Below are 25,481 nucleotides of genomic sequence, written 5' to 3' on the forward strand. Positions count from 1 at the left end.
GACCGATGCGGATTTCGCCGCCGGTGATGTTCTCCAGCCCTGCCACCATCCGCAGCAGCGTCGACTTTCCGCACCCCGACGGACCCACCAGGATCACAAACTCGCCATCCGCAATGTCAACAGACACTCCATGCAGAACCTGGGTTGCGCCATAAGCCTTTCTAACGTCTCGAATCTCAACCGAAGCCATGACTTATCCCTCTGCATCCTTGTCTCTGGTCTGGTTGGATGCCGCGGGCGAAGTAATCTCCCGCCGCATGAAAAGGATCAGGCGTAGCGTTTCGCCTTCTCAGATGCCCTCAAGGAGTTACGGATGCCTTCCGGCATGGCGTCGCCGTGGGCTTCGATCAGTTCTTCCACCATAGCCCTGATCTCCTTGATCGACAGGACGCTGGCCGCATGACGGTCGAGCAGGACCGCCCGATGGACCCGATCCCGGCTGCCCTGGAGCGCTGCCTTCACGGTCAGGTCCTGCACAAAGGTATGGGGTGCGCAGTAGCCGGCGAGCTCTGGTGGCAGTTTGCCGACGTGGCAAGGGCGCAGGCCGTTGCGGTCGACGATGATCGGAACCTCCACGCAGCAGTCCTCTGGAAGGTTCTCGATGAGCTTGGTGTTCTTCACATTCCCATAGATCACCTCGGGTTCGCCGGTGACCATTGCATGGATGATTTGAGATCCGTACTCGACGCTGCGCTCAAGCGGGAAGCTCTCACCGGCGAGGAGTTGCTTGCGCGTATCCTGGTATCGGCCCAGGTTGCGCTCGCTGCGGCGGATATACTCGTCAACGGGCACATCGTACTCGGCAATAAGATCATCCCGCTTCAAGAAGTATGGCGTGTATTCCGCGTTGTGCTCGCTCGACTCGCTGACAAACCAGCCAAAGGAGCGCATGAGCTCGAATCGGACCTTGTCCTTGGCGAAGATCTGCGGATCCTCCATGGCTTGCCACAGACGCGGATAGGCGTCTTCGCCATCGATGCGCAGCTTGAGGAACCAGGTTTGGTGGTTGATGCCCGCGCAGTCGTAGGACAGGCGCTCCACCGGCACGTTCAGGTACTCTGCCAAGTCTGCGGCGGTATTCTGCACATTGTGGCAGAGGCCGACCACTTTCTGTTCAGGGAAAGCCTCATAGACGGCCTGGGTCAGGATGCTCATCGGATTCGTGTAGTTGAGGAGCAGCGCATCCGGGCAGAGCTCGCGCATGTCGCCGACCATGTCCACCATGAACGGGATCGTCCGCAGTCCACGGAAGATGCCGCCGATGCCGAGCGTATCCGCGATTGTCTGTTTGAGACCGTACTTGCGGGGGATCTCAAAGTCGAGGAGCGTTGCCTCGTGCATGCCGATCTGGACCATGTTGATGACGAAGTCGGCATCGGCGAGGGCTGCCCGTCGGTCCAGGTGCTCCTCGACCCTGGCATTGGCCCCGAACTGCTCCGCGGTCCAGCGCGCCATCATGCCGGCGGTCTCCAGGCGCTCCGCGTTGATGTCGTGCAGGGAGATCGTGACATCGTGAAGATCAGGTAGACCAAGGATATCCGTAAGGAGCTTCTTGACGAACACGACGCTTCCGGCGCCGATCATGGCCACTTTGAACATGGGTTTCTCTCACTGCGGGTGGGGGGTTAGGTTTCGGATGGAAGAAGCCGTTGAGACTATTTCAGACCGGTCCCGGCGATGCCCTGAATCAGTTGTCGCTGGAAGAAGACGAAGATCACGAGCATTGGTGTCAGAGACAGCAGGGCGACGGCCATGAGGTCAGTCCATTCCGTGTTATACTGCCCCTTGAGAAGATTCATCCCGACCTGCACCGTGTACATATCCTGATCGGTCAGTATCACGAGCGGAAGGACGAAATCATTCCAGCGCCACATGAAGGTGAAGATGATCAGGACCGCGATGATCGGCTTCGACAGCGGAAGGACGACCTTCAGAAAGATAGTCAGTTCGCTCGCCCCATCGAGGCGCGCCGCCTCGAGTAGCTCGTCCGGGATGCTGACCATGAACTGACGCACCATAAAGATGCCGAACGCCTCGGCCGCGCGCGGGAGAATGACGCCCCAATAGCTGTTGAGCAGCCCGAGGTCGGAAACCACCAGGAAGAGCGGCACGATGATCACCTGGATCGGAATCATGAGGGCGCTGATGATACCGATGAACAGGATGTCCCGACCGGCAAAGCGGAACTTGGCGAAGGCATAGCCACATAGCAGGTTGAGGCTGACCGTGATCACCACCGCGACCACGGCGATCACAAGGGAGTTTCCGGCCCATGTCAGGAACGGCATGTGGTGCAGTGCATCGGCGAAGTTCTTCCACACCCAACCGGTCGGCATGAGGTTGACGCTCCCGCTGAAGATTTCGTCCCGCGGCCGGATTGCGGTGACGAACATCCAATAGATTGGGAAGATCATGACCACCGCGCCGGCGGCCAGGAGAAGCCAGAGTCCAATGGTTTCGAGGCGTCGGCGTTCAGGACTCGTCGTGACCATCATGATGCGCTCTCCTAGACGAATTGCTCGGTCCGGCGGTTGATCCGCCACTGGATCACGGTGAAGAGGAGGACCAGCACGAAGAGGACCATTCCCATCGCGCTCGCATAGCCCATCTCGGAATTCGCGAAAGCCGCTCGGTAAATGTACTGGACGATCATCGTAGTCGAGAATCCGGGGCCGCCACCGGTCATGACATAGATCAGGTCGAAGACCTGGAACGAGTAGATGACGTTCAGGATCAATAGGAGGAAGGTGGTGGGCCGGAGCAGAGGCCATGTCACATAGCGGAACTGCTGTGGGCGGGAGGCGCCGTCGATCACGGCCGCCTCATAGTAGCTCGGCGAGATGGACTGGAGGGCTGCCAGGTAAACGACCATGCAAAATCCGCTACGGACCCAAAGGGTTGTCAGGATGATGGACGGGAGCGCCCATTGCGGCGTCGACAGCCAAGCGACGCGTCCCACACCGACCTGCTTCAGCACCGCGTTGATGACGCCATAGTTGTCGTTGAACAACCACGCGGCAATGATGGCGGTCGCCACACTGGAGACCACGACGGGCAGGAAGTAGATGCTGCGCAGCAGCGTCCGCGCCGCCATGTGCCGGTTGAGGCCGATGGCCAGCATCAAGCCGAGGATCAGGCTCGTAGGGACCGTCGCGGCCGAAAAGACAACAGTGTTTTTCAGCGACTGCCAGAACTGACCGTCAGTCAGGAGCCGGGTGTAGTTCTGTGCGCCGACAAATTCAGGAGTATCGATCAGCGACCACTGATGCACGCTGATGTAAGCTGCGTACAAAAGGGGGAAAAATACGAAAACCGAGAACAGCAGCAGGTTCGGCGCGATGAAAATATACGGGGTCAGGCGAGACCGGGAAGAGCGCCACCAGCCGGAAATCCGGCTGGTGATCGTCTCATCCCGCTCCCTCAGGGATATCATGGAAAGATCTGCCATGGTGTCGTCCGCCATGAGAGGAGTCGGAGGGTTGATGTCGGGCTCTTACGCCGACAGCAAAATCCCCTTCACATGTGCCTCGATGTTCTTGGCGGTCTGCTCGGGCGATTGGCCGGAGGTGAAGGCAAGATCGAGCTCATCCGTCAGCTTGGAGGCGAACTTGCCCCAGGTTGGCATGATGACCGTGCCGACGAGATGCTCCGGGATGGTCTTCGTCTGCTCGATGAACACCTTCATTTCATCACTACGCAGCGGGAACCGGAGGCCGCTCCCGACGAGCGACGTGCGAACTGGCAGGAACTGCGCCGAGCTGACGTACTCACGCATGTTCTCCTCGTTCACGAGGAACTTGAGGAAGTCGGCCGCGATGTCAGGATTCTTGCTGTCGCGCGAGACGGCCATGCAAGTGCCGCCCATATCGTCAGCCATAGCGACGTCGCGCGGCAGATAGGTGACGCCCCATTTGAATTTCGCCTGTTGGTCCACGAACGGGATCTGCCAGTTGCCGTTCAGCATCATCGGGATCGTGCCGTTGGCGAACAGGTTCTGAGTGGGCTCCGCGGTCTTCAGGGACGTGCTGGGAGGAACCAGGCCGTCCTTGAACCAGCTCTGCGTCCACGCGATCGTCTCGACGAGAGCTGGGGAGCCACCTTGAGGCGACTTCAGGTCCTCGCTGAGGAGCCGCCCTCCGTGCTGGTAGAGGAAGATCATCCAACGATGAACAGCATTCGCGCTCCAGCCCATGGCGAATGGATAGGAGCCTATGGACTTCTCTTTGAGCAGGCGCGCGACTTTGGTGAACTGGTCCCAGGTCCAGGCCTGATCCAGGCTCGTGGGCACCGCCACGCCGGCCTTGTCGAGCAGGTCGGCGTTGTAGAATAGCGCGAAGGTATCGGTATGGTGCGGGAGCGCGTAGGGCTTGCCCTGATAGGTAACGGCGCTCCAGACGGCCGGCGTAAAGGCGGCGCCGTAATTGGGATCGATGTACTGGCTCAGATCGACGGCCGCCTTGCTCATGGCGTAGCGGCCCACCTGCTGATAGGTGGCGCGGAACAGGTCCGGCGCTTGCCGGCCCGCCAGCTTCGTGTCGATCTGCTGGTAGAATTGTCCAGATGGTAGCACGTCGAGCCGAATGCTCACGTTCGGATGGACCGCTTGGTACTTGGTGATCACTTGGTTGTAGGCATCGAGCTCCGCCTTGCCACCCCAGACCGCCATGGTGAGCTTCACCGGGCTTTGCGCTAGTCCTCGGCTGACCCGCCCGCTCACTGCGAGGCCGGCACTCACTCCCAACCCGGTCTTCAAGATCGTTCGCCGGTCGAATGTTCGCGTCATCGTTTCCTCCTTGCATCTGTTATGCTTTGACCAAACGCCGTCCTGCTTTCTGTCGCGCAGGTTCGCCGCTCATTCTGCTTGAGATCATCACGGCTTTTGGTTCGGAGCCTCCAGTCCACCACATGATTCCCGAACGAGAAGTTTGACCGGGAGCAAGTGCTGCTTGACCTCAAGCGACCCTTTCTCGATGGCGCCGATGAGGGTCTCGATAACGATGCGCCCAATGTCCCTGCGCGGATGATCAATGGTGGTGAGGGGCGGTGCCGTGAACTGACCCATGGCCAGCCCATCGAACCCCACCACCGCGAAATCGTCCGGAACCCTTAATCCATGCGTGCGTAGCGCGTGCAGCGCCCCGACGGCCATCTGGTCGTTGTACATGAAGGCCGCCGTCGGACGCTGCCGGTCGAGAAGGAGTTGCTCAATGGCCTTGCAGCCGCCAGCCATCGAGTTCTCAGTGATCACGACCAGGGAGGGATCGAGGGGCAAGCCTGCTTCCGCCAGCGCGCGCCGATAGCCGTCGACGCGGTCCCGCCAAGTATCGGGCCGAGGCAATTCTTCCATGACATGGGCAATGCGACGGTGCCCCAATTCGATCAGATGCCGGGTTGCCAGGTAGCCGCCCGCCTCGAGGTCCACGCTGACGCTGTAGATGGACGGATCCGGGCTGCGCTCCTGGAGGGCCACCACGGCCACGCCCCGTGCCGCCAGCTGCAGGAGTTCGGGGGCGGCGCAGTTCTCGCGGCCTGCCACTACGATGCCGTCGAAGGCAGCGCCTTGGAGGAGAGACAGGGCGTGGAACTCTCCAGGTTTGGTCCTCGCTGGGATGACTGAGACAGCGTAACCGTGCTGCTGCGCGGCGATCTGGGCGGCACTGACGATATCCGAGTAGTAGGGATTTTCCAGGGTCGGCAGGACGAAGGTGATGATCTTCGTGCTGCGCTGCCGCAGGCTGCGAGCTGCGTGGTTTGGCGTGTAGCCAAGTTGCGCCGCGGCCGAAATGACCCTCTTTCGGGTCTCTTCCGAGATCCGGACCTTGCTGGCCCTTCCGTTCAGCACGAGGGAAATCGTTGCCTGGGATACTCCAGCCAGCCGCGCCACATCCGCGCTGGTTGGTGCGCCTCCTCGTTTTGCGTTGCTTGCCTTGCGCTGGTCCACCGAAGCTCATTTTGCTTAAACGTATTAGCCTAAAGGTTTTAGCAACTCCGGCGTCTTGTCAACGGCATTCGTTCCAACCCGGCTTTGAACTATTGTCGAAGGAAGGTGAAGGACGCGATCAGGATGATCATTCGGGGCTGCCCACCCAATGTCACACGCCTGCTGTCTCGGGGCTCCTGGATCTTGGCCGTGTCAAAGTGCTTGGTAGAGACAGAGAAATTCTCTGGGAGCGAAGTTGATGGCAATCCGCTGAGCAGGTCATTTCAGACTTCCCCGGTGTCCAAACTGATTGTGCACCGCCCTTGACCGAGCTTGGCCTGGCCATCCGGCTGGCTCATTTCAAAGGTCATTGGGTTCAAGAACGTACCTGAGGACCTCACCTGTACGAGTGAATTTCCTTTTCGGCTCATAAGCAGTGCTAAAGCGCACCCACGTAAAGGACCGCTCACTGCGCAAAGGCGGACCATCTACCTACTTCCGGAACGTGCCAAGAGCTGACCGTCCTATGTAGCCTTGCTTCAGGGTAGAACCGACTGGGTGCGCGCGTACCTCCGGCTGCAAACGGGCTGCTTCGCAGGGCCATTTCTACGCAACAAGACCATCAAGCCTTCCTCACCACCCTCCATTCCCGATCCGAACTGCGTTTCAGTATCCAGACCTTCTCTTTGATATTGGTTCCACGGAGCGTTCGATACGACCCGATTCTCAATGTGATGTCGTGCTCACCGACCTGCTCGAGAACCGACAGTACGGTGACGCCATCGCTGAACTCAGCAAGTACCTTTTCCTGGTCAGTTGCGCTGCCCTCTCGAATGGATACCCGGCATCCAGGGTAACTGTGTGTGTCCGCGAAGCTGAGTATCATTGCAACGTTCTCCATCGACCGGCATCCGCGTTCGCCAGTTGCTATCCGAGCCACCTTCAAAGCACGCCGCTGCCCGCGACCGTCGGAGGTCGGGAATGACCATACACAGATGCCGCGGTGGGCGCGTAATCCAGGCGAGCTGACCTTCCAACGCTGCATTCACGATGACTGAGCAAATGGCTGAACGGCTTAAACGGGCATTGACTCAATATACGAAGAAATATACGAAAATGTATCTGCTAATTTGGACCTTTGCGAGCGTTCAGTTGGAGATGCCGATCTATGCGCCTCGCCTGACGCGGTCGAGGCTGGTGGCGCATGGCGCTCGGTGGAATGGATCCGTCACACTCGAGGACACAATGTACTATTTCGGATACTGCACCTGGCTCGATGACGTCGAAGTCAAGCGCTTCATGCCGGCAGCCAAGCCCATCACGAAAGGCTATGCTGCCAATCATGAATTGAGGTTCCATGCGGCCGCCGAGCGTACCGACCGCGGCTGGTGCCACTTCTCGAACACAGCCGAAGCCTGGGGAAAGAAGGCCCTAGGAGTGGTCTTCGAGCACGATGCCAAGCACTTCGAGGAGGACTATGACGATTTCGAGCGCTGCTGCGTCACGGTCTACGGCGACGACGGCAAAACCTACGACTGCTGGACGTACCGGCTCATCACTCCCGGAGTCGCCATGCGACCGCCGAACTTCTACTGGGAGCATATCCCGACCGGAATGAGGCAATGGAATTTCCCGGAAGACTACATTGCTCAAGTCCAAGCCGTGTTTGACGCGGCCGCGCCGTGCCCCCGCGCAGACCGTCCGAACCCTTCGGCCATCCCGGGCCGCAGCGCGGCATCTCGCTGACCTCCCATGGCGGCAGGCGACAAATCTGCCGCCCCTTCGTCGATCCACAAAAACGGCAGGGAACATCACGATGAAGCTTACAAGGTCTATCCTCATTCTCGTGGGCACAGTTGCATTGCATTGCCTCGGGTCAGCCGCGTCCAACGCCCAGGATGCAGCCTCGCTCGTTCCACAGGACATTCGGGCACGTGGAACGCTCAAGGTGGGCTCGCAGCAGACCTTCCCCCCCATCGAATTCCGGGAGCCGGGGAAGCAGTCCGTGACGGGAGCGAGCGCGGATCTCCTGGCCGAGGTCGCCAAGCGTCTAAACCTGAAGCTAGAGTACATCCAGGCCGAATATGCCGCCCTGATTCCGGGGATCGAGGCCGATCGTTTCGATGTAGCTTCAGGCGGAATCAGCGATACTGAGGAGCGCGAAGAAAAGCTGGACTTCGTCAACTACATGCTTTCGGGCGGGAGCATTCTCGTCCGCAGCGAGGAAGCCGGTCAGTACAAGACGATCAACGACTTCTGCGGCAAGGGCACTGCAACCCTGCTGGGCGGCCGCGTGATCATGGCCGCCGTTGAGAAGGCTTCGGAAGGCTGTGTGGCCAAAGGATCGCAGCCCATTCGGGCAGAGCAACTACCCTCGGCTCCAGATGCCCGGATGCAGCTCGATCTCAAGCGCGTCGATGGCTATCTGGGGGACTTTCCTGCCCTTGTCTACATGATGTCGCAATTCCCTGGACGCTACAAGATTGCCGGCGACAACTACATTCTCACGCCTTACATCACGTCATGGGGCTTCGCGAAGCAACGCACCGGCCTGCGTGATGCCGTACAGAAAGCGACGCAAGCCATGGTCGCGGACGGCACGTACAAGGCCATTATGGCTAAGTGGGGGGTCGATGGCGCGGTACTATCCGAGATCTCGATTAACCTGCCTGCCAGCAAGCGCCGGTAAACAGGACCACGGGTCATGACGATGGTGACGTCCCACATCGCGACAGCGTCGGAACTCCCGATCATCCATCGACGGCGATGGGGCTCGTGGCTCCTTGGTGCAGCGGCTCTCCTGCTCGTCGCGACAATTGTCGCGGCGGGCATCCAGGCTCGGATCCTCGATCTTCCGGTGTTCCTTGACTATCTGTTCAGCCCGCTCATCCTGACAGGTGCGCTCAACGCCATCGTCCTTGGAACCCTGGCTCTCCTCATCGCAACAGCGATCGGCTTCGTGGCCGCTCTCATGCGCGTGAGCGGCAATCTCATTCTCGTCGCTCTCTCTTCGACCTACGTATATCTCTTCCGCGGCACACCCATGCTGATCCAGTTGATCTTCTGGTTCAATGCAGTGCCGATCATGTTCAAGACAATCACCATCTGGCTGCCTTTCATGGATGCGCCCCTTGTCAGCATGCCCACCACCGCGGTCGTAACCCCCTTCATTGCAGCCCTTGCAGGACTGAGCTTGGCCGAAGGTGCTTACATGAGTGAGATCATCCGGGGCGGCATTCTCGCTGTCGATCAGGGTCAGCGCGCCGCAGCCCGCGCCCTTGGCATGACTCAGAAAAAGGTGCTTCAGCAAGTGGTAATTCCGCAGGCTGGCCGAATTATCATTCCAGCCGCCGGCAATCAGTACATCATGCTTCTGAAATCTACGTCGCTTGCGTCGGCCGTAGGTTATCTCGAGTTGTTGCGGATTGCGACCGACATCTACTCGTCCAACTTCCGCGTAGTCGAACTGCTCGCGGTCGCCGCAATCTGGTACTTGGTCATGACGGCCTTTGCGACTGCGTTGCAGACGACTCTCGAAAAACTCTTTCCGCAGCGATAAGGACATGATGATGAAAGCCGCTGTTTCCGTCATGGACATCTCGAAGGCGTGGGGAACCTACGCAGCGTTGACGAACGTTTCGTTCGATGTCGCCCCAGGAGAGGTCGTAGCGCTGCTCGGCCCCTCGGGAGCGGGCAAATCGACCATTCTGCGCTGCGTCAATCATCTGGACACCATTACTGCGGGCAGAATCTACGTTCATGGAAGCCTGATCGGATACAGCGAACGCAGTGATGGGCTTTACGAGCTTTCCGATGTCGAGATAAGCCGGCAGCGCCAGTCAATCGGCATGGTATTCCAAAGCTTCAATCTGTTTCGCCATCTCACGGCGCTCCAAAACGTCATGAGCGGGCCTGTGCATGTGCTGAACATGCCCAAAGACAAGGCACGCCAGATCGCACTCAATCTCTTGGAGAAGGTAGGTCTTGGCCAGAAAGGGGATTCGTACCCGTCCCAACTTTCTGGCGGGCAACAGCAACGTGTCGCCATCGCGCGGGCGCTCGCGATGTCACCAAAGGTCATGCTCCTCGACGAGCCAACAAGCGCCCTCGATCCTGAGCTCGCCCAGGAGGTTGTCGTCACGATCAAGGCCCTGGCCGAAGAAGGTCAGACGATGTTGATTGCAACCCACGACATGGGCATTGCCCGAGACGTCGCCGATCGCGTGATCTTCATGGAAAGCGGCAGGATCGTGGAGGATGGGCCATCGAACGAATTCTTCGCAAGTCCGCGCAGCGACCGGGCTAAGCAGTTTCTCTCCCGAATTTCGGCTCATTGAGATATGGATCAATCGGACCAACCGGATACTGAATCATGAGTAGCAGGAAGTCATCGCCAGGGGATTCAATCGCCACGGATGTGCGCACAAAGCTTCGCAGCATGATCCTGGCTGCGGAACTCAAGCCTGGTCAGAGGCTCGTCGAGGAAGATCTGTGCGAGACCCTCGGTGTAGGGCGGACTCCGGTCCGCGAGGGACTTCTGCTCCTTCAGGGCGAGGGCTTCCTGGCCCGAGAGCGTGGTTGGATCGTCCAGGATGTCGACCGCAGCAAAGTTCATGCGATTTTCGAAAGTCGCGCCGCGATCGAGGGCGCAACCGCACGCCTGGCGGCACGCCATATCTCCCGTGAGACCTGCGACGAACTACTTGCGCTGATAGAGGCCATGGAGCCAGCCAGCACGCTCACACGGCCCGAGCTGAACCGGATGAATACCGCGTTTCACGCTCGTATCGTGGAGAGTGCGAACAACGTCTTCCTGGCGCAGTTTCATGAGCGTACTCAATTCTACTATTGGATGCTGCGAGTTCCCATTCTGTTTGCGGAGCAAGAGCTCATTCAAATGAACATACAGCACCGCCGCATCGTTCAAGCCTTGATCGATCATGACGAGGACACTGCCGATAGAGCTGCACGTGAGCACGTTGAGGCAACGATGGCCATCGTTGAGCCCGCCCTCCAGTTCTGAAGCAATCCAGTTTTTTGCGAGCGAAGCCCGAGAAGCCGAATGCCGCAGCAGCTGGATGAACGCTGCCATCGCTTAGAAAGGCCGAGAGTAATGCCCCCCCTGTTCAACAAGCTTCATCATGTCTGCATCGTTGTAAACGACTTGGACAAAGCCGTTGCCTATTACGAAGAGCTCGGTGTCGGCCCCTGGTTCGATTATCCGAAATCAGGGACGTATGTGGAGTTCGAAGTTCCCAACAAGGCTGCATCGGATGCGATGCGCTATAAATGCGTCAATCTCGAGAACGTCCAAATCCAGCTATGCGCTCCCGGCCCCTTGGATTCGCCTCAGCGTCGGTTCCTAGAGCAGAATGGCGAAGGAGTTTACCATCTGGGCTTCGAGGTCCCGGATCGCGACGAGGCAGAGGCAACAGGTCGCTCCCTCGGCCTTGGTGTAATTGCCCGCGGAAAGCGGACCGACAACTCTGGTTTCTGCTACTTCGACACGCGTCGCGGCGCGGGTGTCGTTCTCGAGATTCGTAAAACGGCAAGCTAGCCACCTAGTTCAGCGGATGCGTGAATAGGCGTTGAAACCCTTTCGCTTAGTCTGTTCCAATGATTGCTGGATTCGGTGACACATCAATGCCGAATTGGATCACGCCATGACATCATCTTGCCTTTTTGACTCGACTACTCTGCTGCTTGGGGGCGAGCGAATGGGCACGGCCCTCTTACGGGGCTGGATTGCGAGCGGGATACCAACCGCCGCCATTGAGGTCATTGATCCATCTCCAACACCTGAGCTCCTCAGCATCCAACGTCAGCATAGAATCACGGTTAATGGTGACCCATGTCTCCGGCCGAAAGCGGAAGTCATTGTGCTTGCCGTCAAACCGCAGATTGCAGCATTCGCCGTGGAGAGCATCCGATTCCGCATACAGCCCAAGTCCTTGATCCTCTCAATCATGGTTGGAAAGACGATCGTCGACTTGCGCATGCTTTTCCGGACGCGGGTACGGTTGTTCGCGCAATGCCAAACCTGGCTTCCGCTGTGGGACGAGGCATGTCGGTAGCGATCAAGGACATGCCGAGCGACGCCAGACATGTGCAGCTTGCTGCGGATATCCTGACAGCCGTGGGTCACCTAGAATGGTTGGAAAGTGAAACCTTGATGGATGCCGCGACAGCCGTTTCTGGTTCCGGACCTGCATTTGCCTGCTACTTCGCCGAGTGCCTCGCCTTGGCCGGAATGCGAGCTGGTCTCTCGCACGCCGTTGCGGAACAGCTCTCTCGAAAGACACTCGAGGGCGTAGGCGAACTCCTATACAGAACGAACTGCCTGCCCATAGAGCTTCGTCATAGCGTCACGTCCCCTGGTGGGACGACGGAGGCGGGCTTGGAAATCCTGATGGCATCCGGGCAATTGCAGACTCTTCTGGATGATACAGTCTCGGCAGCGGCAAGGAAATCGCAGATGCTGAGTCAATTGTAGGCCCCGTGGCCTAAGTGTCTTCTAATGGGATGGACCGGCCGTGCTTACAGGCGCACCCTTCATGAGTAGTGCCCAACACGAGGCCTTCCTGCACCGGAGCTGTCTTGTCCTTGGAGTAGGGATTTTTCGTCCTCTCAGTTTTTAGCGAGTTGATCTAGCACCTTATCCTCGCGCATAGATCGGGTTTCGCTTCACATAACTGCTTCGGAATGAAGGTTCTCTGCCTTCTTCCGAATCCAAGGCAACAATCTCTCGACAAAGCATGCCGTATTGCGTAACGCGGAATGCCAAGGTTCCTTTCCGCTCGGTACGCAACGTTCGTGATGTCTGCGCCACTCGATTGGTAAGCCCCTTGAGATAAGCCTGATCGATTTATTGCCCCGGGGCTTCGTCGTGACCTCACGTGACGCGCGCAAGATCTTTCTTGATTCTTTCCAAAGCGTCAGCGCAGGTCTGCAGAAACTGATTGCTGAGATCAGATCGCTCTCCATCGGCTGGCCCATAAAGGCCAACGAGATAGGGGATGCGGACAGAAAAGCGACGCAGTTCAATGCCCTCGCCGCGATGATAGATGGCGCTGATTGGGTTCACGAGGGAAACCCCAAGCCCCTGTGCGACCATCGAACAGACACAGGACGCGGTTGAAGCTTCGACCCGCAGGCGCCGCCTCACCCTATGGGCATGAAAGACCGCGTCGATATTGCGCCGGTAGGCATCTTCAGCGGAGAAGTAGATGAAGTCGAGATCCTCGAAGTCTTTTGGTTCGAGGACCTTCTTGTCGGCCAGGAAGTGTCCCTTGGGGATGATACACAATTCCTCGCCAACTTCCACGGTTTGTCCTGCAGGTCCTTCCAGGCGCGGGTCGGCCTCAATGATTCCGAGATCGTATCGATGGTTGGTTAACCAGTTTACGATGACGGCCTGTTCGGAGGTTCGTATTCTCAGGCGCGTTGAAGGATTTACCTTGAGAAAATCCTGGCAGATGCCGGGCAGCAGCGTCGTGCTGTAGGCCGCTTGACATGCGATGCTGAGGTGAACGGACGCATTGGCTCGGATCGCCTCGGCAGCGCGGGAGATTTCCTCCAAGCCCGCGAAGGACCGGCGTACCTCTGTATGCAATGAAAGGGCCGCCTCGGTCGGCAAAAGATATCGCCCCTTACGCAAGAATAGGGGGAAGCCGAGCGTCCGCTCCAGGTCTTTCAGCTCTCGACTGACCGTTGGCTGAGAGGTGCGCAGGAGAGCTGCGGCCTGTGTGGCTCCGCCCGAGGCCATGACGGCATGAAAGATTTCGATATGGCGTAGGGATAATGTCATGGCGCCCATTCATATCAAATTTGAATGAATTGTATCAGGAATGATATTTGGAGAATCCTTTCGCCTTTGTCACCATCCCCGCAAAGATGGCTCTCTTATGAGCCGGAAAAAGAAACAAACTTACCCAATCCGAGAGGTCGGACAAAATGGCCCAGCGCATCCTCGTCGCTGAATTCATGCACGAGACCAACACGTTCAGCGTCCAACCGACAGATGAGGCGGCCTTCCGGAATTCGAGTTACTATATCGATAGCGAAATTCCCGACGCCTTCCGTGGTACTCGGACATCGATGGGCGCCGCTTTCGAGGCCGCCGAAAAGTTCGGCTGGACCCTCGTCCATCCGCTTGTCGCATCGGCCAATCCCTCGGGCCGCGTCACGAACGAGTGCTTCGAAGCACTCGCGGGCAGAATCCTCGATGCCGGCGCCGGCATTGATGGCATCTTGCTGCACCTCCATGGTTCGATGTCTACCGCCAGCCACGACGACGGTGAGGGTGAGTTGCTGGCTCGGCTGCGCGCCCGCGTTGGTCCGGACATCCCCATTGCCATTGTCCTCGACCTGCATGCAACGGTCACACAGCTGATGGCTGACAACATCAATGTCCTGATTTCCTACCGTACCTATCCCCATGTCGATCAATATGAACGGACATGGCAGGCGGCCGAAATCCTTCAGAAGGCTCTTGAGCGGAAAGTACTGCCCAAGGTGGCGGTGGCACGGCGTCCCATTCTTTATGCCCTGGACGGCGGCAGGACGACTTCGCCGCCGATGATGGAACTACTCCGGCGCGGAGATGCACTTGAAGCTTCGGGACAGGCGATCGTCGTCAGTGTCCAGGCAGGCTTTTCCTCGGCAGACGTCTTCGACATCGGGCCCTCGGTCGCAGTCACGGCTGACGATTCCAAGGTGGCGATCGATATCGCCGAAGACCTCATGGACTTCGCGTGGGAACAGCGAACATTCTCTTCTATTCATTTCACTCCTCTCGACGAGGCTATCGCCAAGGCCAAAGCGGAAGCGCGTGAGGCGAAACCCCTGATCATTGCCGATTACTCCGACAATCCCGGATCAGGTGCCTATGGAGATGCTACGACGCTTCTGAAGGCTGCGCTTGACGCGGATCTTCAGAATGTCGGGTTCCATGCGATCTGCGATTCAGAAGCCGTGCAGCAGGCGCAAGCGGCCGGCGTGGGCAATCAGGTCACGTTGATGCTGGGTGGCAAGACCGACCCGACAATGGGGGGAGGCCCGCTCCAGGTGACGGGACACGTCGTCGCAATCACGGACGGAAGCTTCATCGCCTATGGTCCCATGGGCGGAGGCGCGCGCCGCAACTACGGGCTGAGCCTCCTGCTTCGCGTCCGCGGAGTTGAAATCATCGTGATCAGCAACAACGGCCAAGCCACGGACCTCGCTCAGTTCACTTCGCTGGGCGTCGACCCCACGCGCAAATCGACGCTGATCGTGAAGTCGATGCAGCATTTCCGCGCAGCCTTCGAACCGATTGCCCGGGAGGTTCTCGAAGTCGATACCGGCGCATTGTCGACACGCAATTTCAAAGAGCGTCCCTATCGAAAGGTCCGTCGGCCCATCTGGCCACTCGATGCTATCTGACGGCACGGCCGGAACAGAGAAGACGGAAAAATAAGTCACAAGTCAGCAAGAAACGGGAAACACAGTCGTGCAAGTAAAGGCGGATATCGTCCTGCGGAATGGGCCAATTTGGTGTGGGCGCAATGAAGGAGTTGTGGAGGCGATCGCTCTTTGGCAGGGCCGCGTTCTTGCAACCGGTAGCGACAGTGACATTGCACCTCTGATCGGCCCTTCGACGCAGATGGTCAATCTTGATGGCCGCCTCGCAACGCCAGGCCTGAACGACTCTCACCTACACCTTGTTTCGCTCGGCCTCATGATGGACTGGGTGGATGCCAAGCCGATGAGCGTTCCGACACTCGACGGCCTTTTGTCCAGCATCGAGGCCCGTGCCTCGCAGACCCGGCCTGGGGAATGGATTCTGGCGCGCGGTTATGACCAGACCAAGCTCGATGTCCAACGTCATCCACACCGTACAGAGTTGGACAAAGCATCACCGAACAACCCGGTGATGCTCGTCCGCACCTGCGGGCACGTCTCAATCTGCAATTCAATGGCCCTCGCGCTTGCTGGCATCGATGAGACCTCCCCTACTCCGCCCGGGGGGCTGATCGAGCAGCAGAATGGCGTATTGACGGGTCTGCTCGCAGAGAATGCACGCGCACCGGTCTGGGCCGTGATCCCTTCTGCGAGCGAAGAGCAGCTCGTCGCCGCTATCGAGCGCGGCGGTCACCACTTGTTGTCCTACGGTATTACGAGCTGCATGGATGCGGCAGTCGGACAACGCGGAGGCTTTGGTGAGATCGCAGCCTATCATCGCGCAAAACGAGAAGGCCGCCTTCCAGTCCGCACATGGCTTACGCTGCTTGGCGATCCCGGTCGATCTCTCGTCCCTCAATGTTTCGAAGCAGGTCTCGTCACGGGAACGGGTGACGACATGCTGATGATCGGCGCCGTGAAACTCTTCTTGGACGGATCGGCTGGCGGTCGGACGGCGTGGATGTCGGAGCCCTATTTGGGCGATGATCGGACGATCGGTGTTCAGATGATGCCGGATACCGAGGTCGAAGCTCTCGTCATGGATGCCCATGTCAAGGGATATCAGCTGGCATGTCACGCCATTGGCGACGCCGCCATTGAGCAATTGATCACGGCCTACGAGCGTGCGCTTGCGGCACTCCCCGATTCCGACCGTCGCCATCGAATCGAGCATTGTGGCTTCTCGTCACCGGAGCAGCATGAGCGAATGATTGCGTCGGGGATCTATCCCTGCCCGCAGCAAGTCTTCATCTATGACTTCGGCGACGCTTATATTTCCGTGCTGGGCGAGGATCGAGGGCTCGGAAGCTATCCTTTCAGGACCTGGATGGACCTCGGCCTGAAGCCCGCTACAGGAAGCGACGCACCGGTCTGCGAACCCAATCCGTTCCCCAATTTCTATGCCATGCTGACGCGCAAGACATGGAAAGGCACCGTCATGGATGCCAGTGAAGTGGTGTCGATCGAAGAGGCGCTTCAGGCCTACACCGAGTTCGGAGCCTTTTCGCAGAAGCTTGAACACGTCAAGGGACGGCTCGTCGCCGGACAACTTGCGGATGTCGCGGTCTTTTCGCGCAATCTCCTCACAGCCAGTCCGGAAGACATTCTTGACAACACCTATTGCGATCTTACCATCCGAGGAGGCGCGATCGTTCACGATCGTCTCGGCGTGCTTAAAAACTAAAGAGGGATATGCCGGGAGAGCCAGAGCACTCGTCTAGAGCGAGTGCGAGATACGCATGAAACGGACATTCCGTCTCTTTTCATGCGACGACTATAGCTTTGGAGGACCATCGTGCTAAAGAAACTTTTCATCACAACAGCGATCGCGCTCGTCATGGGCGGCGTTGCCGAGGCGCAAACGCCTCGCAAGGGCGGAACGATCCGCTTTACCGCCCCCTACGGATCGAGCTTTGCGAATCTCGACATTCACACCTCGAACCGGGCGCAGGACGAGATCTGGGCCAAAGCGATCCATCGCTCGCTCTATAACTGGGACGCTAAGGCAGGAAAGCCGGTCCTTGAACTTGCGAAGTCCGCTACCGCGTCGGAAGACGGGCTCACCTATACCTTCAAGTTGCGGGACGATGCTTACTTCCATAACGGCCGCAAGCTGAATGCAGATGATATCATCTGGACCTTCAACCACCTTATGGACGGCGCGAAAGCCTATCCGGGCGCCCGCTATGCGCGGATGATCAAAGGCGGTGTCGAAGTCGAGAAGGGTCAGGCCAAGACGATCTCCGGTCTAAAGAAGATCGACGACAGCACGTTCGAGATGACCCTCACCGAAAAGGTTGATCCAGGATTCTACTTCTGGACGGCGACGACTTCCATCTATCCCGCAGAGGAGGCGCAGAAGGATTCCTTTGCCGCGAACCCCATCGGCCTCGGGCCCTATAAGCTCGCAGAATATGTACCTGGATCGCGTCTTGTAGCGGAGCGTTGGGACAAGTTCTATAAATCAGGCCAGCCTTATGCCGACAAGGTAGCGATCATGATCATGGGCGAAGCCTCTGCTCGCGATGTTGCCTTCCGTAACAAAGAGATTGATGCATCGATCTTGGGTCCTGCGCAATACGTCGCCTACAAGGGCGATCCGGAATTGTCGAAAGGCCTCCTGGAGGTTGCGGAAGTCTACACCCGCGTTATGGGCATGAATCCCACATTCAAGCCGTTTGCAGACAAGAGAGTCCGACAGGCAATCAACTACGCCATCGATACGGATCTGATCATCAAGCGCCTTGTGAAGGACAAGGCCTACCGGGCTACAAGCTGGCTGCCGCCGACCTCCCCCGGCTTCGACAAATCCGTAAAGCCCTATTCATACGATCCGGAGAAGGCCAAAAAGCTCCTTGCCGAAGCGGGCTATGCGAACGGCTTCGAATTCGAATGGACAGCGACCTCGAATGAGAGCTGGGGCATCCCGATCGTCGAGGCGGTGATTCCGATGCTTGAGAAAGTCGGCATCAAAGTGAAGATCAAGCCGGTCGAAGGCTCGGTTCTGTCGGAGGTCGTCAGCAAGGGCGAATACCAGGCCTTTATCTGGTCTCTCTCCACCGGACCCGACCCGCAGGTGGCACTCAAATGCTTCCATTCGAAAACGCCTCAGACCGCTTGCAACTATACGCTCTTCAAGAATGAGCAGGTCGACAAGTTGCTGGACGACGCCGGCGCGACGAACGACCAAGCGAAGAAGGTGGACGATCTGACGAAGGTCAACAACATCGTTTTCGAGGAAGCTCCCTACTGGTTCTTCAACTACAACAAGGCGGTGATGGCTCACCAGCCCTGGCTCAAAGGCCTGCAGCCGAATGCGACGGAACTTGCGATCCAGAACTATGAAGAAATGTGGGTCGACGAGACGTCGCCTGCCGCAAAATAAGACATTGGATTGAAGGCTACGATCAACCCATATGTCCCGGCACCTCTCACGTAAGGGGTGCCGGGAATGGATTTCTTGCATGGCAGCTTTTCTTCTGCGACGGACCCTGCAGACACTTCCTATTCTCCTGGCCGTCGCACTTCTGATCTTTCTCCTTTTCAGTGTCATTCCGGGAACGTTCGCCTCCAGTATGAGCGACGACGGGCGGAGCGTCATTGACGCGCAGGTCATGGAGCGGATGAACAAAGAATTCGGGTTCAACGACCCCGTTCATGTTCGCTTCGGGAAATACGTGGCGCAACTGGCTCAGCTCGATCTGGGAATGTCGTTTCGGACACGCCAACCTGTTGCTAAGGTTTTGGCCGAACGCATGTGGCCGACATTCATCCTCACTCTGGCATCGATGATATTCGCGATCGCCATCGGAGTTCCCTTAGGGTTCATCGCTGCGTTGCGACCGGGAAGTTGGGTCGATACGGTTTCGATGGTCGGCGCCGTCTCCGGGCTATCACTTCCGAAGTTTTGGCTCGGCCTCATGCTGATGTATCTTTTTGCCCTGGTTCTGGGCTGGTTGCCGAGCTTCGGATACGGTGATGGCGGATTGCGCTATCTCATCCTCCCTTCCATAGCACTGGGCGTCGCGCCATTGGCGCTGCTGGCGAGAACCACACGCGCCGCGGTCCTAGAGATCATGAATGCGGACTTCGTGCGCACGGCGCGATCCAAGGGCATGAGCGAGCGGAAGGTCGTCCAGTGGCATCTAGCACGAAACGCGCTCGTCATCGTTCTGACCACGATCGGGCTTCAATTCGGCACCGTCATCGGGCAGGCCGTCGTCGTGGAAAAGCTCTTTGCCTGGCCAGGCCTCGGATCTCTTCTGGTCGACAGCGTCACGCTCCGTGATATTCCGGTCGTCCAGGGAGCAATTCTGCTGATCGTACTCTCCTTCCTGGTGATCAACACGCTAGTCGATGTTCTTTGCGCCATCATCGATCCGCGCATCAAGTATAGCTGAGGCAACAGGATGAAGTTCAGAGCCAATCTGCTGATCGGAGGCGCGCTGTTCGGACTTGTCGTCATTGCCGGACTGTTCGCTCCTTTGCTGGCGCATACGGATCCGGTCATGGGAGCCAATCTCATGAATGCCGAATTGCCACCGGACACGGAGTTCTGGTTCGGCACGGATGCACAGGGTCGCGACATTTACAGCCGCGTCCTTCATGGCGCCCGGATCTCCCTTACGGTCGGCATCGTCTCCCAGCTTATCAATACGGTCATCGGAGTGTGTCTCGGCCTGTCAGCAGGCTACTGGGGCGGTTGGTGGGATGACTTCGTCAGCGGCTTGACCAATCTTATGCTAGCAATTCCGTCGCTGATCTTCGCTCTCGCGATCATGGCCATTCTCAATCCAGGCCTGACGAGCCTCCTGATCGCGCTAGGCCTCACAAACTGGTCATTCACCTGCCGCCTGGCTCGGGCCTCAGCTCTTTCACTCAAGAGCCAGGGCTACGTCCAGGCCGCGAAGGTCCTGGGCTACAGTGACGTCAGGATCATGCTGACCCAGCTTCTCCCGAACATGTTGGGCCCCATCATTGTGATCGGCACCCTTGGCATGGGCGGCGCGGTTCTTGCGGAGGCGTCCCTATCGTTCTTAGGCCTTGGGATTCGCCCCCCCTATCCCAGCTGGGGCAGCATGCTGTCCGATGCGCGGGATCAGATCACGACCGCGCCCTGGATCTCGATCTTTCCGGGCCTTGCGATCTTCGTCACGGTTCTTGGGCTCAATCTCCTCGGAGACGGCCTTCGCGACATCCTCGACCCTCAATCGCGGACACGCCGCGCATGACAGCTCAACCACTTCTTGAGGTTCAGAATCTTCGAATCGATCTTGCTATCGGCAACGCACGGTTCCCGGCCGTTCAAGATGTGTCTTTCACGATCGAGAAAGGTGAAACGCTTGGCCTTGTCGGTGAGTCTGGATGCGGCAAGAGCATCACGGCACTCGCCTTGATCGGCCTGTTGCGACCTCCCCTTTCGCTGGCTGGAGGAACAATCCGCTTTAACGGTAAGGATATTCAGAATCTTTCGTCAGCGGAGATGCGCAAGCTCAGGGGCAACCGGATCTCGATGATCTTCCAGGAGCCTATGACGGCTCTCAACCCGCTCTCGCCCGTCGGCCGTCAGATTGCTGAGATGTTCGTGCTCCATAAAGGTGCAACCTGGAAGGAGGCCGAGCGGCACGCCATCGAAGCATTGGCCAGCGTGCGCGTGCCGGCCCCGGATCGCCGCGTCAAGGATTATCCTCATCAGTTGTCGGGCGGCATGCGTCAGCGAGTAATGATCGCCATCGCCCTTGCGTGCGGCCCTGATCTCCTTCTTGCAGACGAACCGACCACGGCGCTCGACGTGACTGTTCAGGCCGAGATCCTTGATCTTATTCGCGAGCTGTCGGCTGCGAAGGGAACGGCTGTGCTGATGATCAGTCACGATCTGGGCCTGATTGCAAACATGTGCCGACGTGTCGGCGTCATGTATGCCGGGCGCATCGTGGAACACCGCGCTGCAGAGGACATTTTCCGCACTCCGAGCCATCCCTATACGAAGGGTCTTGTGGCCTCCCTGCCGCTCCTCGGCGCACGTGCGCAACATGGCCAGAAACGTCTTCAGGAGATCGAAGGCGTCGTACCGCCAGTAGCAGATTTTCCAGTGGGATGTCGGTTCAATCCCCGATGCTATGCAGCAACGGATGTTTGCCACGTCGACGATCCGGCTGTCACCGAACTGCGCCACGGGGGATACGTGCGGTGCCACCATCATGACTGAAGTGAACCAAGATACGATCCTCAAGGTCGAGGATCTCGCCGTACACTTCCCCGTCGGCGGCGGCCTCCTGGGAGGTCCCCGTCGGTTCGTGCACGCTGTCGATGGCGTGGACTTGGAGCTAAAGCGCGGAGAATGCCTCGGCCTCGTCGGTGAGTCCGGATGCGGCAAGTCGACTTTAGCGCTCTCCATTCTCGGGCTTCAGAAGCCGACGAGAGGACGGATCGTCGTCAACGGGCACGACATTGCCGATGACAGCGTCGGGCGCATGACTCGCGCCCGCACAACGCAAATGGTCTTCCAGGATCCCTACTCGTCGCTTAACCCGCGGCAGACCGTTCGCAAGACTCTTGAGGCTCCCCTCCGCCTTCATGGCTTCAATGCCAAGAGCGAGATCGACGACAGAATCGTCGACATGCTCCGCCATGTCGGCCTCCGGGCCGACGTTGCAAAGCGCTTCCCGCATGAATTTTCCGGAGGGCAGCGCCAACGGATCGGCATCGCGCGTGCGCTCATCCTAAGGCCTCAGATCGTTGTTCTGGACGAGCCGGTCTCGGCTCTCGACGTCTCCATCCGGGCTCAAATCATCAATCTGCTTCTGGAGCTGAAGGAGACGCTGAGCTTATCCTATATCATGATCAGCCATGATCTCGGCGTGGTTGAGCATATGAGCGACAAGGTCGCCGTCATGTATCTCGGACGTATCGTCGAAACCGGAAATTGGAAAACGATCTTTTCAACCCCACGCCATCCCTACACGCGCGCTCTGATCGAAGCGATCCCTGATCCATTCAAGCAGAGCCGCGGAATGAAGATCGTGGGAGAAATCCCGAATCCACTCAATCCTCCTGCCGGCTGCGGCTTCAATCCTCGCTGCCCAGAAGCAAGAGATCTGTGTCGCGTTCCGCCGACACCTGATCTTGAGGCGATCGGAGCGGACCATCTTGTCCGCTGTCGCCGCGTTCACGAAATTTCTGCCGGAAAACTAACGGCCCCTTGAATCGCATCACTCGTTCCCGTTCGTGGGATCACAATCGTTTTCTCACATGGACTTTCGCAAGGCATAGACTCGGAAAGACAAGATGACTCGCGTTCCCACAATTCGCGTTCGCGTTCCCCAGCAGCAGGATGTCCCTCATCTCGGTACACTCGAGATCGATGGCTGGGTGACACCCTGTACAATCGGCGCCGGCGGGCTGATTCAAGCTTCCCTGAAGCGCGAAGGAGACAAGCGAACACCCATCGGCGTCTTCCCATTACGATATGGTTTCTACGACGCCGGCACACGCTCAGATCTCTGCAAGGATCTTTTCTTCCCGTTCGTCCCTATGTCCAACGAGATGATCTGGGAAGAGGATGGAGAAAACTACAACCGCCTCGTTTATGTATCGGACGGCGAGCGCGCCGACGAAAGATTGACAAGGTCTAGGGACGAAAATCTATTTGAGATCGTGATCCCGATCGGCTTCAACGACGCGGTTCCAGAAGCAGGCCGCGGCAGCGCTCTCTTCATTCATGCAGCTCGCGCGGATATGCGAGGAACGGCTGGGTGCATCGGCGTTCCTCAGGATCGGATCCCAGACCTTGTTAGGCGCCTGCGACCTGGCATGCTGATCGACATCGACCATCAGGAAGAAAAGAGACCTCAGGCAAAGGACGATCAGAGCCCATTGGAAGTGGTCCGATTCGTCGGTCTCGAGAGGGGTCCGAGACTGATCATCATGGGCGCTGTTCATGGTAATGAAACATGCGGCCCTCAAGCCATCATGAAAGCCATCGCCGACTGTCGTGCAGGGCGGCTATCGATCCGCCGGGGCGAAGTGACCTTCGTACCGGTCGCGAATATCAAGGCCTATCGTCAGGCCACGCGAGAAGGGGATAGAAATCTCAATCGCGACCTGCGTGAAAAGACGATTCCGGAGGATTACGAAGACAAGGTCGGAAATAGAATCTGCGCCCTGCTGCGCGATCACGATGCCCTTCTCGACATCCATTCCTTTCGCGGCGCGGGTGAACCTTTCATCTTCGCTGGCCCCCTGGACAATGCGAGTGAAGTCGAGCCATTTCGTTTCGCGAAGCAAGAAGGGCAGTTTGCAGCCCACCTGGGCACCTCGGTCGTCATTCATGGATGGCTGGATGTCTATGGCTGTTTTCTGAAGGAAAGGGCCCGTTTGGGTTATCCGAATAAGACGATTTCCGAGGGTGTCGGCACGACGGAGTATATGAGGTTCTCTGGCGGGTACGGTGTCACGCTCGAGTGCGGCACTCATGATGATCCTGCAGCGGTTAATGTCGGGTATCGGGCGATTCTGAATGCGCTCGCTCATCTTGAGCTCATCGATGCACCACCTCCACCGCGTGCGCTGGAGACGGCGATTCAGATCGTCGACGTCATTCTTTGCCGCGAGGAGGGTGACCGTCTTGAAGGAACATGGAAGACAGGGGACCCAGTCCCGTCCGGCGCAACGATCGCCCTTAGGGCGAATGGCGAAGCCGTTACGGCGCCATCCGACGGATATATTGTCTTTCCGAATGCAAATGCCGTCCCGGGTGACGGCATTTGCTACTTCGGCATAGATAGCCTGCGCGCTTTCTAGAGTAATTCCCTCTTACGCGGCATCATCTCGTCTGCCGCGCTTGGACGAAAACCAATGATTTCACTTCCCATGATCTGTCCGCTTCATGACCACGGAGAGTGAAATCATGCGGATCCCATCATCGCTGCTGAGGCCGTAACGAGCGTGCGAGTTCTCGTATGACGCTGTCCTCGATATCGAGATTCAAATCGTCGCTTGCCGACCCCTCATGAGCGCCGGCGCCTACTTGACCGTGTTTGGGAGCATTGGCAGCTGGCTTATCCGCAGAAGGCTGCGTGCGGCGGCGCGCCTCGGCATTGTCCCCATGCTGCTGCGCCGGCTGCGCATAAGAAAATTGCCTTGAAGAACTGAAGCGGTTCTCCAGCGTGTCGAGGAGACTGTTAAGCGCCGCGTTCGAGAGCGGCACGTCCAACGCCGGCGGAAGACCGTTGAGGGCGATCGAACGGTTCTGATAAGCAGCCTCCGTCGTCACCTCCGGTCCGAACCATGGCAGCGGGCGAAAGTCCTTGGCGTTGTTGCCGTCTTCAAATTCCACAACAATGAGATCTAAAGGCCCCGGAGTGACGAACCGACTGATGTGAACCTCTTGGCTTCCAATCGACAGATCCGTTCGGACATAATCTACTTTTCCCGGCGTTACATCGAGCAGTGCCTCCGCATGCGAACGGGGAACAGCTGTACGTTCCTCCATCGGAGCTCCCGGTCCATTCGTGATGAGAACGAGGCTTCCCTGGTCGCCTTCTATATGAACGTAGGAACTACGATCCGCTTGGTTCGGAAAATGACCTTCGGTCACCCGCGTGCCGCCACGCTCTTTCCGGATCAGCCGAGCCAGAGAAGAGGCCATGAGAAAACGTCTTGTCGAAACCATTTGGCGAACACCCTTGGGCAAAAGCAACACTTTCAGCCTTACCTAGAGTTCAAATCCTGAATCGGCAAATGGATTAAGCACCTTTCTAAGGGAAAGGTGGGCATCAGGTTAACTCTTAAGAGAGGAAGGACTTTGAGGCTGCCATCAACGAAACGATACATTAATTCGAGGTATTAAATATCCAGATATATGATTTCGAAATGTTGTCTGCGACATATAACCTAGAGAGAGATTTTTTGCAGACGAACATGCCGACGCGCGTACATCCGGATTGGTCATCGCCTCCTCGTTTGATGAGTTTCAGGTCGGCCTGTGCTGCTTGACCGGATCGTCGTGAGTCCTTTTATCACGCGGTGTCGATGTATTGCATTGAGGCAACACTTCGCGACAAGGACGGGACGGGATTCACGGCGTGCGCCTTTGCCGTTGACGCAACGACGTTCGCCC

At 58.0% G+C, this 25,481-nt stretch carries 25 protein-coding genes; 16 read left to right on the plus strand and 9 right to left on the minus strand.

Features of this window, described 5'->3' with window-relative positions; genetic code table 11:
* The 7 genes from K9B37_RS23915 to K9B37_RS23945 form a co-directional block, all read right to left on the minus strand.
* Positions 1-190, minus strand: a 190-nt coding sequence (locus tag K9B37_RS23915) for an ATP-binding cassette domain-containing protein (protein ID WP_224314140.1), incomplete at its 3' end; no start/stop codon positions are given.
* 77 nt (positions 191-267) lie between these two features.
* Complete coding sequence (locus K9B37_RS23920; RefSeq protein ID WP_224316266.1) at positions 268-1,599, minus strand: alpha-glucosidase/alpha-galactosidase; 1,332 nt, start codon at positions 1,597-1,599, stop codon at positions 268-270.
* 56 nt (positions 1,600-1,655) lie between these two features.
* Positions 1,656-2,495, minus strand: coding sequence for a carbohydrate ABC transporter permease (locus K9B37_RS23925; protein ID WP_224316268.1), 840 nt, complete (start codon positions 2,493-2,495; stop codon positions 1,656-1,658).
* 11 nt (positions 2,496-2,506) lie between these two features.
* On the minus strand, positions 2,507-3,448 hold the full coding sequence (locus K9B37_RS23930) for a carbohydrate ABC transporter permease (RefSeq protein WP_224316269.1): 942 nt from the start codon (positions 3,446-3,448) through the stop codon (positions 2,507-2,509).
* A gap of 45 nt (positions 3,449-3,493) precedes the next feature.
* Positions 3,494-4,783: an ABC transporter substrate-binding protein gene (locus tag K9B37_RS23935; RefSeq protein WP_224316271.1), complete on the minus strand. Its 1,290-nt coding sequence runs from the start codon at positions 4,781-4,783 to the stop codon at positions 3,494-3,496.
* An 87-nt stretch (positions 4,784-4,870) separates the two neighbouring features.
* On the minus strand, positions 4,871-5,941 hold the full coding sequence (locus K9B37_RS23940; RefSeq protein WP_224316273.1) for a LacI family DNA-binding transcriptional regulator: 1,071 nt from the start codon (positions 5,939-5,941) through the stop codon (positions 4,871-4,873).
* A gap of 601 nt (positions 5,942-6,542) precedes the next feature.
* Positions 6,543-6,821: a hypothetical protein gene (locus K9B37_RS23945; RefSeq protein ID WP_224316274.1), complete on the minus strand. Its 279-nt coding sequence runs from the start codon at positions 6,819-6,821 to the stop codon at positions 6,543-6,545.
* A 215-nt stretch (positions 6,822-7,036) separates the two neighbouring features.
* Between K9B37_RS23945 and K9B37_RS23950 the strand changes: the two genes are divergently transcribed.
* From K9B37_RS23950 to K9B37_RS23985, 8 genes are all read left to right on the plus strand, one after another.
* Entirely contained in the window at positions 7,037-7,666 is a 630-nt protein-coding gene (locus K9B37_RS23950) for a gamma-glutamylcyclotransferase family protein (protein WP_224316276.1), read from the plus strand.
* 70 nt (positions 7,667-7,736) lie between these two features.
* Positions 7,737-8,609, plus strand: coding sequence for an ABC transporter substrate-binding protein (locus K9B37_RS23955; protein WP_224316278.1), 873 nt, complete (start codon positions 7,737-7,739; stop codon positions 8,607-8,609).
* 15 nt (positions 8,610-8,624) lie between these two features.
* Positions 8,625-9,479, plus strand: coding sequence for an amino acid ABC transporter permease (locus K9B37_RS23960; RefSeq protein WP_224316280.1), 855 nt, complete (start codon positions 8,625-8,627; stop codon positions 9,477-9,479).
* Positions 9,480-9,486: 7 nt separating this feature from the next.
* Positions 9,487-10,257 carry an amino acid ABC transporter ATP-binding protein gene (locus tag K9B37_RS23965; protein WP_224316314.1) on the plus strand — a complete coding sequence of 257 codons (771 nt, stop codon included), beginning with the start codon at positions 9,487-9,489 and terminating at the stop codon, positions 10,255-10,257.
* Positions 10,258-10,292: 35 nt separating this feature from the next.
* Positions 10,293-10,943, plus strand: coding sequence for a GntR family transcriptional regulator (locus K9B37_RS23970; protein WP_224316281.1), 651 nt, complete (start codon positions 10,293-10,295; stop codon positions 10,941-10,943).
* A 90-nt stretch (positions 10,944-11,033) separates the two neighbouring features.
* Entirely contained in the window at positions 11,034-11,477 is a 444-nt protein-coding gene (locus K9B37_RS23975; RefSeq protein ID WP_224316283.1) for a VOC family protein, read from the plus strand.
* A gap of 106 nt (positions 11,478-11,583) precedes the next feature.
* Positions 11,584-11,994: a pyrroline-5-carboxylate reductase family protein gene (locus K9B37_RS25035; protein WP_369414421.1), complete on the plus strand. Its 411-nt coding sequence runs from the start codon at positions 11,584-11,586 to the stop codon at positions 11,992-11,994.
* Positions 11,985-12,413 carry a pyrroline-5-carboxylate reductase dimerization domain-containing protein gene (locus K9B37_RS23985; RefSeq protein WP_224316286.1) on the plus strand — a complete coding sequence of 143 codons (429 nt, stop codon included), beginning with the start codon at positions 11,985-11,987 and terminating at the stop codon, positions 12,411-12,413. Before K9B37_RS25035 ends, K9B37_RS23985 begins: the two co-directional genes overlap by 10 nt.
* Positions 12,414-12,812: 399 nt before the next feature.
* On the opposite strand, the gene K9B37_RS23990 is transcribed toward K9B37_RS23985, so the two are convergent.
* A complete protein-coding gene (locus tag K9B37_RS23990; RefSeq protein ID WP_224316289.1) occupies positions 12,813-13,727 on the minus strand; it encodes a LysR family transcriptional regulator in 915 nt (304 codons plus the stop codon).
* A gap of 146 nt (positions 13,728-13,873) precedes the next feature.
* Here K9B37_RS23990 and K9B37_RS23995 point away from each other — a divergent pair, with 146 nt between their 5' ends.
* From K9B37_RS23995 to K9B37_RS24030, 8 genes are all read left to right on the plus strand, one after another.
* Positions 13,874-15,343, plus strand: a complete 1,470-nt coding sequence (locus K9B37_RS23995) for a M81 family metallopeptidase (protein ID WP_224316291.1) — start codon at positions 13,874-13,876, stop codon at positions 15,341-15,343.
* Positions 15,344-15,410: 67 nt separating this feature from the next.
* Positions 15,411-17,045: an amidohydrolase gene (locus K9B37_RS24000; protein WP_224316294.1), complete on the plus strand. Its 1,635-nt coding sequence runs from the start codon at positions 15,411-15,413 to the stop codon at positions 17,043-17,045.
* Between the two features lie 153 nt (positions 17,046-17,198).
* Positions 17,199-18,746, plus strand: coding sequence for an ABC transporter substrate-binding protein (locus tag K9B37_RS24005; protein WP_224316318.1), 1,548 nt, complete (start codon positions 17,199-17,201; stop codon positions 18,744-18,746).
* Positions 18,747-18,825: 79 nt separating this feature from the next.
* On the plus strand, positions 18,826-19,761 hold the full coding sequence (locus tag K9B37_RS24010; protein WP_224316296.1) for an ABC transporter permease: 936 nt from the start codon (positions 18,826-18,828) through the stop codon (positions 19,759-19,761).
* Between the two features lie 9 nt (positions 19,762-19,770).
* Complete coding sequence (locus tag K9B37_RS24015; protein WP_224316298.1) at positions 19,771-20,592, plus strand: ABC transporter permease; 822 nt, start codon at positions 19,771-19,773, stop codon at positions 20,590-20,592.
* The gene (locus K9B37_RS24020; protein ID WP_224316305.1) at positions 20,589-21,569 is read left to right on the plus strand and encodes an ABC transporter ATP-binding protein; all 981 of its coding nucleotides are present in this window, start codon (positions 20,589-20,591) and stop codon (positions 21,567-21,569) included. The genes K9B37_RS24015 and K9B37_RS24020 overlap by 4 nt, the downstream gene beginning before the upstream one ends.
* The gene (locus K9B37_RS24025; RefSeq protein WP_224316307.1) at positions 21,562-22,566 is read left to right on the plus strand and encodes an ABC transporter ATP-binding protein; all 1,005 of its coding nucleotides are present in this window, start codon (positions 21,562-21,564) and stop codon (positions 22,564-22,566) included. Before K9B37_RS24020 ends, K9B37_RS24025 begins: the two co-directional genes overlap by 8 nt.
* 82 nt (positions 22,567-22,648) lie before the next feature.
* A complete protein-coding gene (locus K9B37_RS24030; RefSeq protein WP_224316309.1) occupies positions 22,649-24,163 on the plus strand; it encodes a L,D-transpeptidase family protein in 1,515 nt (504 codons plus the stop codon).
* A 118-nt stretch (positions 24,164-24,281) separates the two neighbouring features.
* On the opposite strand, the gene K9B37_RS24035 is transcribed toward K9B37_RS24030, so the two are convergent.
* On the minus strand, positions 24,282-25,010 hold the full coding sequence (locus K9B37_RS24035; RefSeq protein WP_224316312.1) for a hypothetical protein: 729 nt from the start codon (positions 25,008-25,010) through the stop codon (positions 24,282-24,284).
* Positions 25,011-25,481 lie beyond the last annotated feature (471 nt).

The sequence above is a fragment of the Microvirga puerhi genome (assembly GCF_020089865.1).
GTDB classification, from domain to species: Bacteria; Pseudomonadota; Alphaproteobacteria; order Rhizobiales; family Beijerinckiaceae; genus Microvirga; species Microvirga puerhi.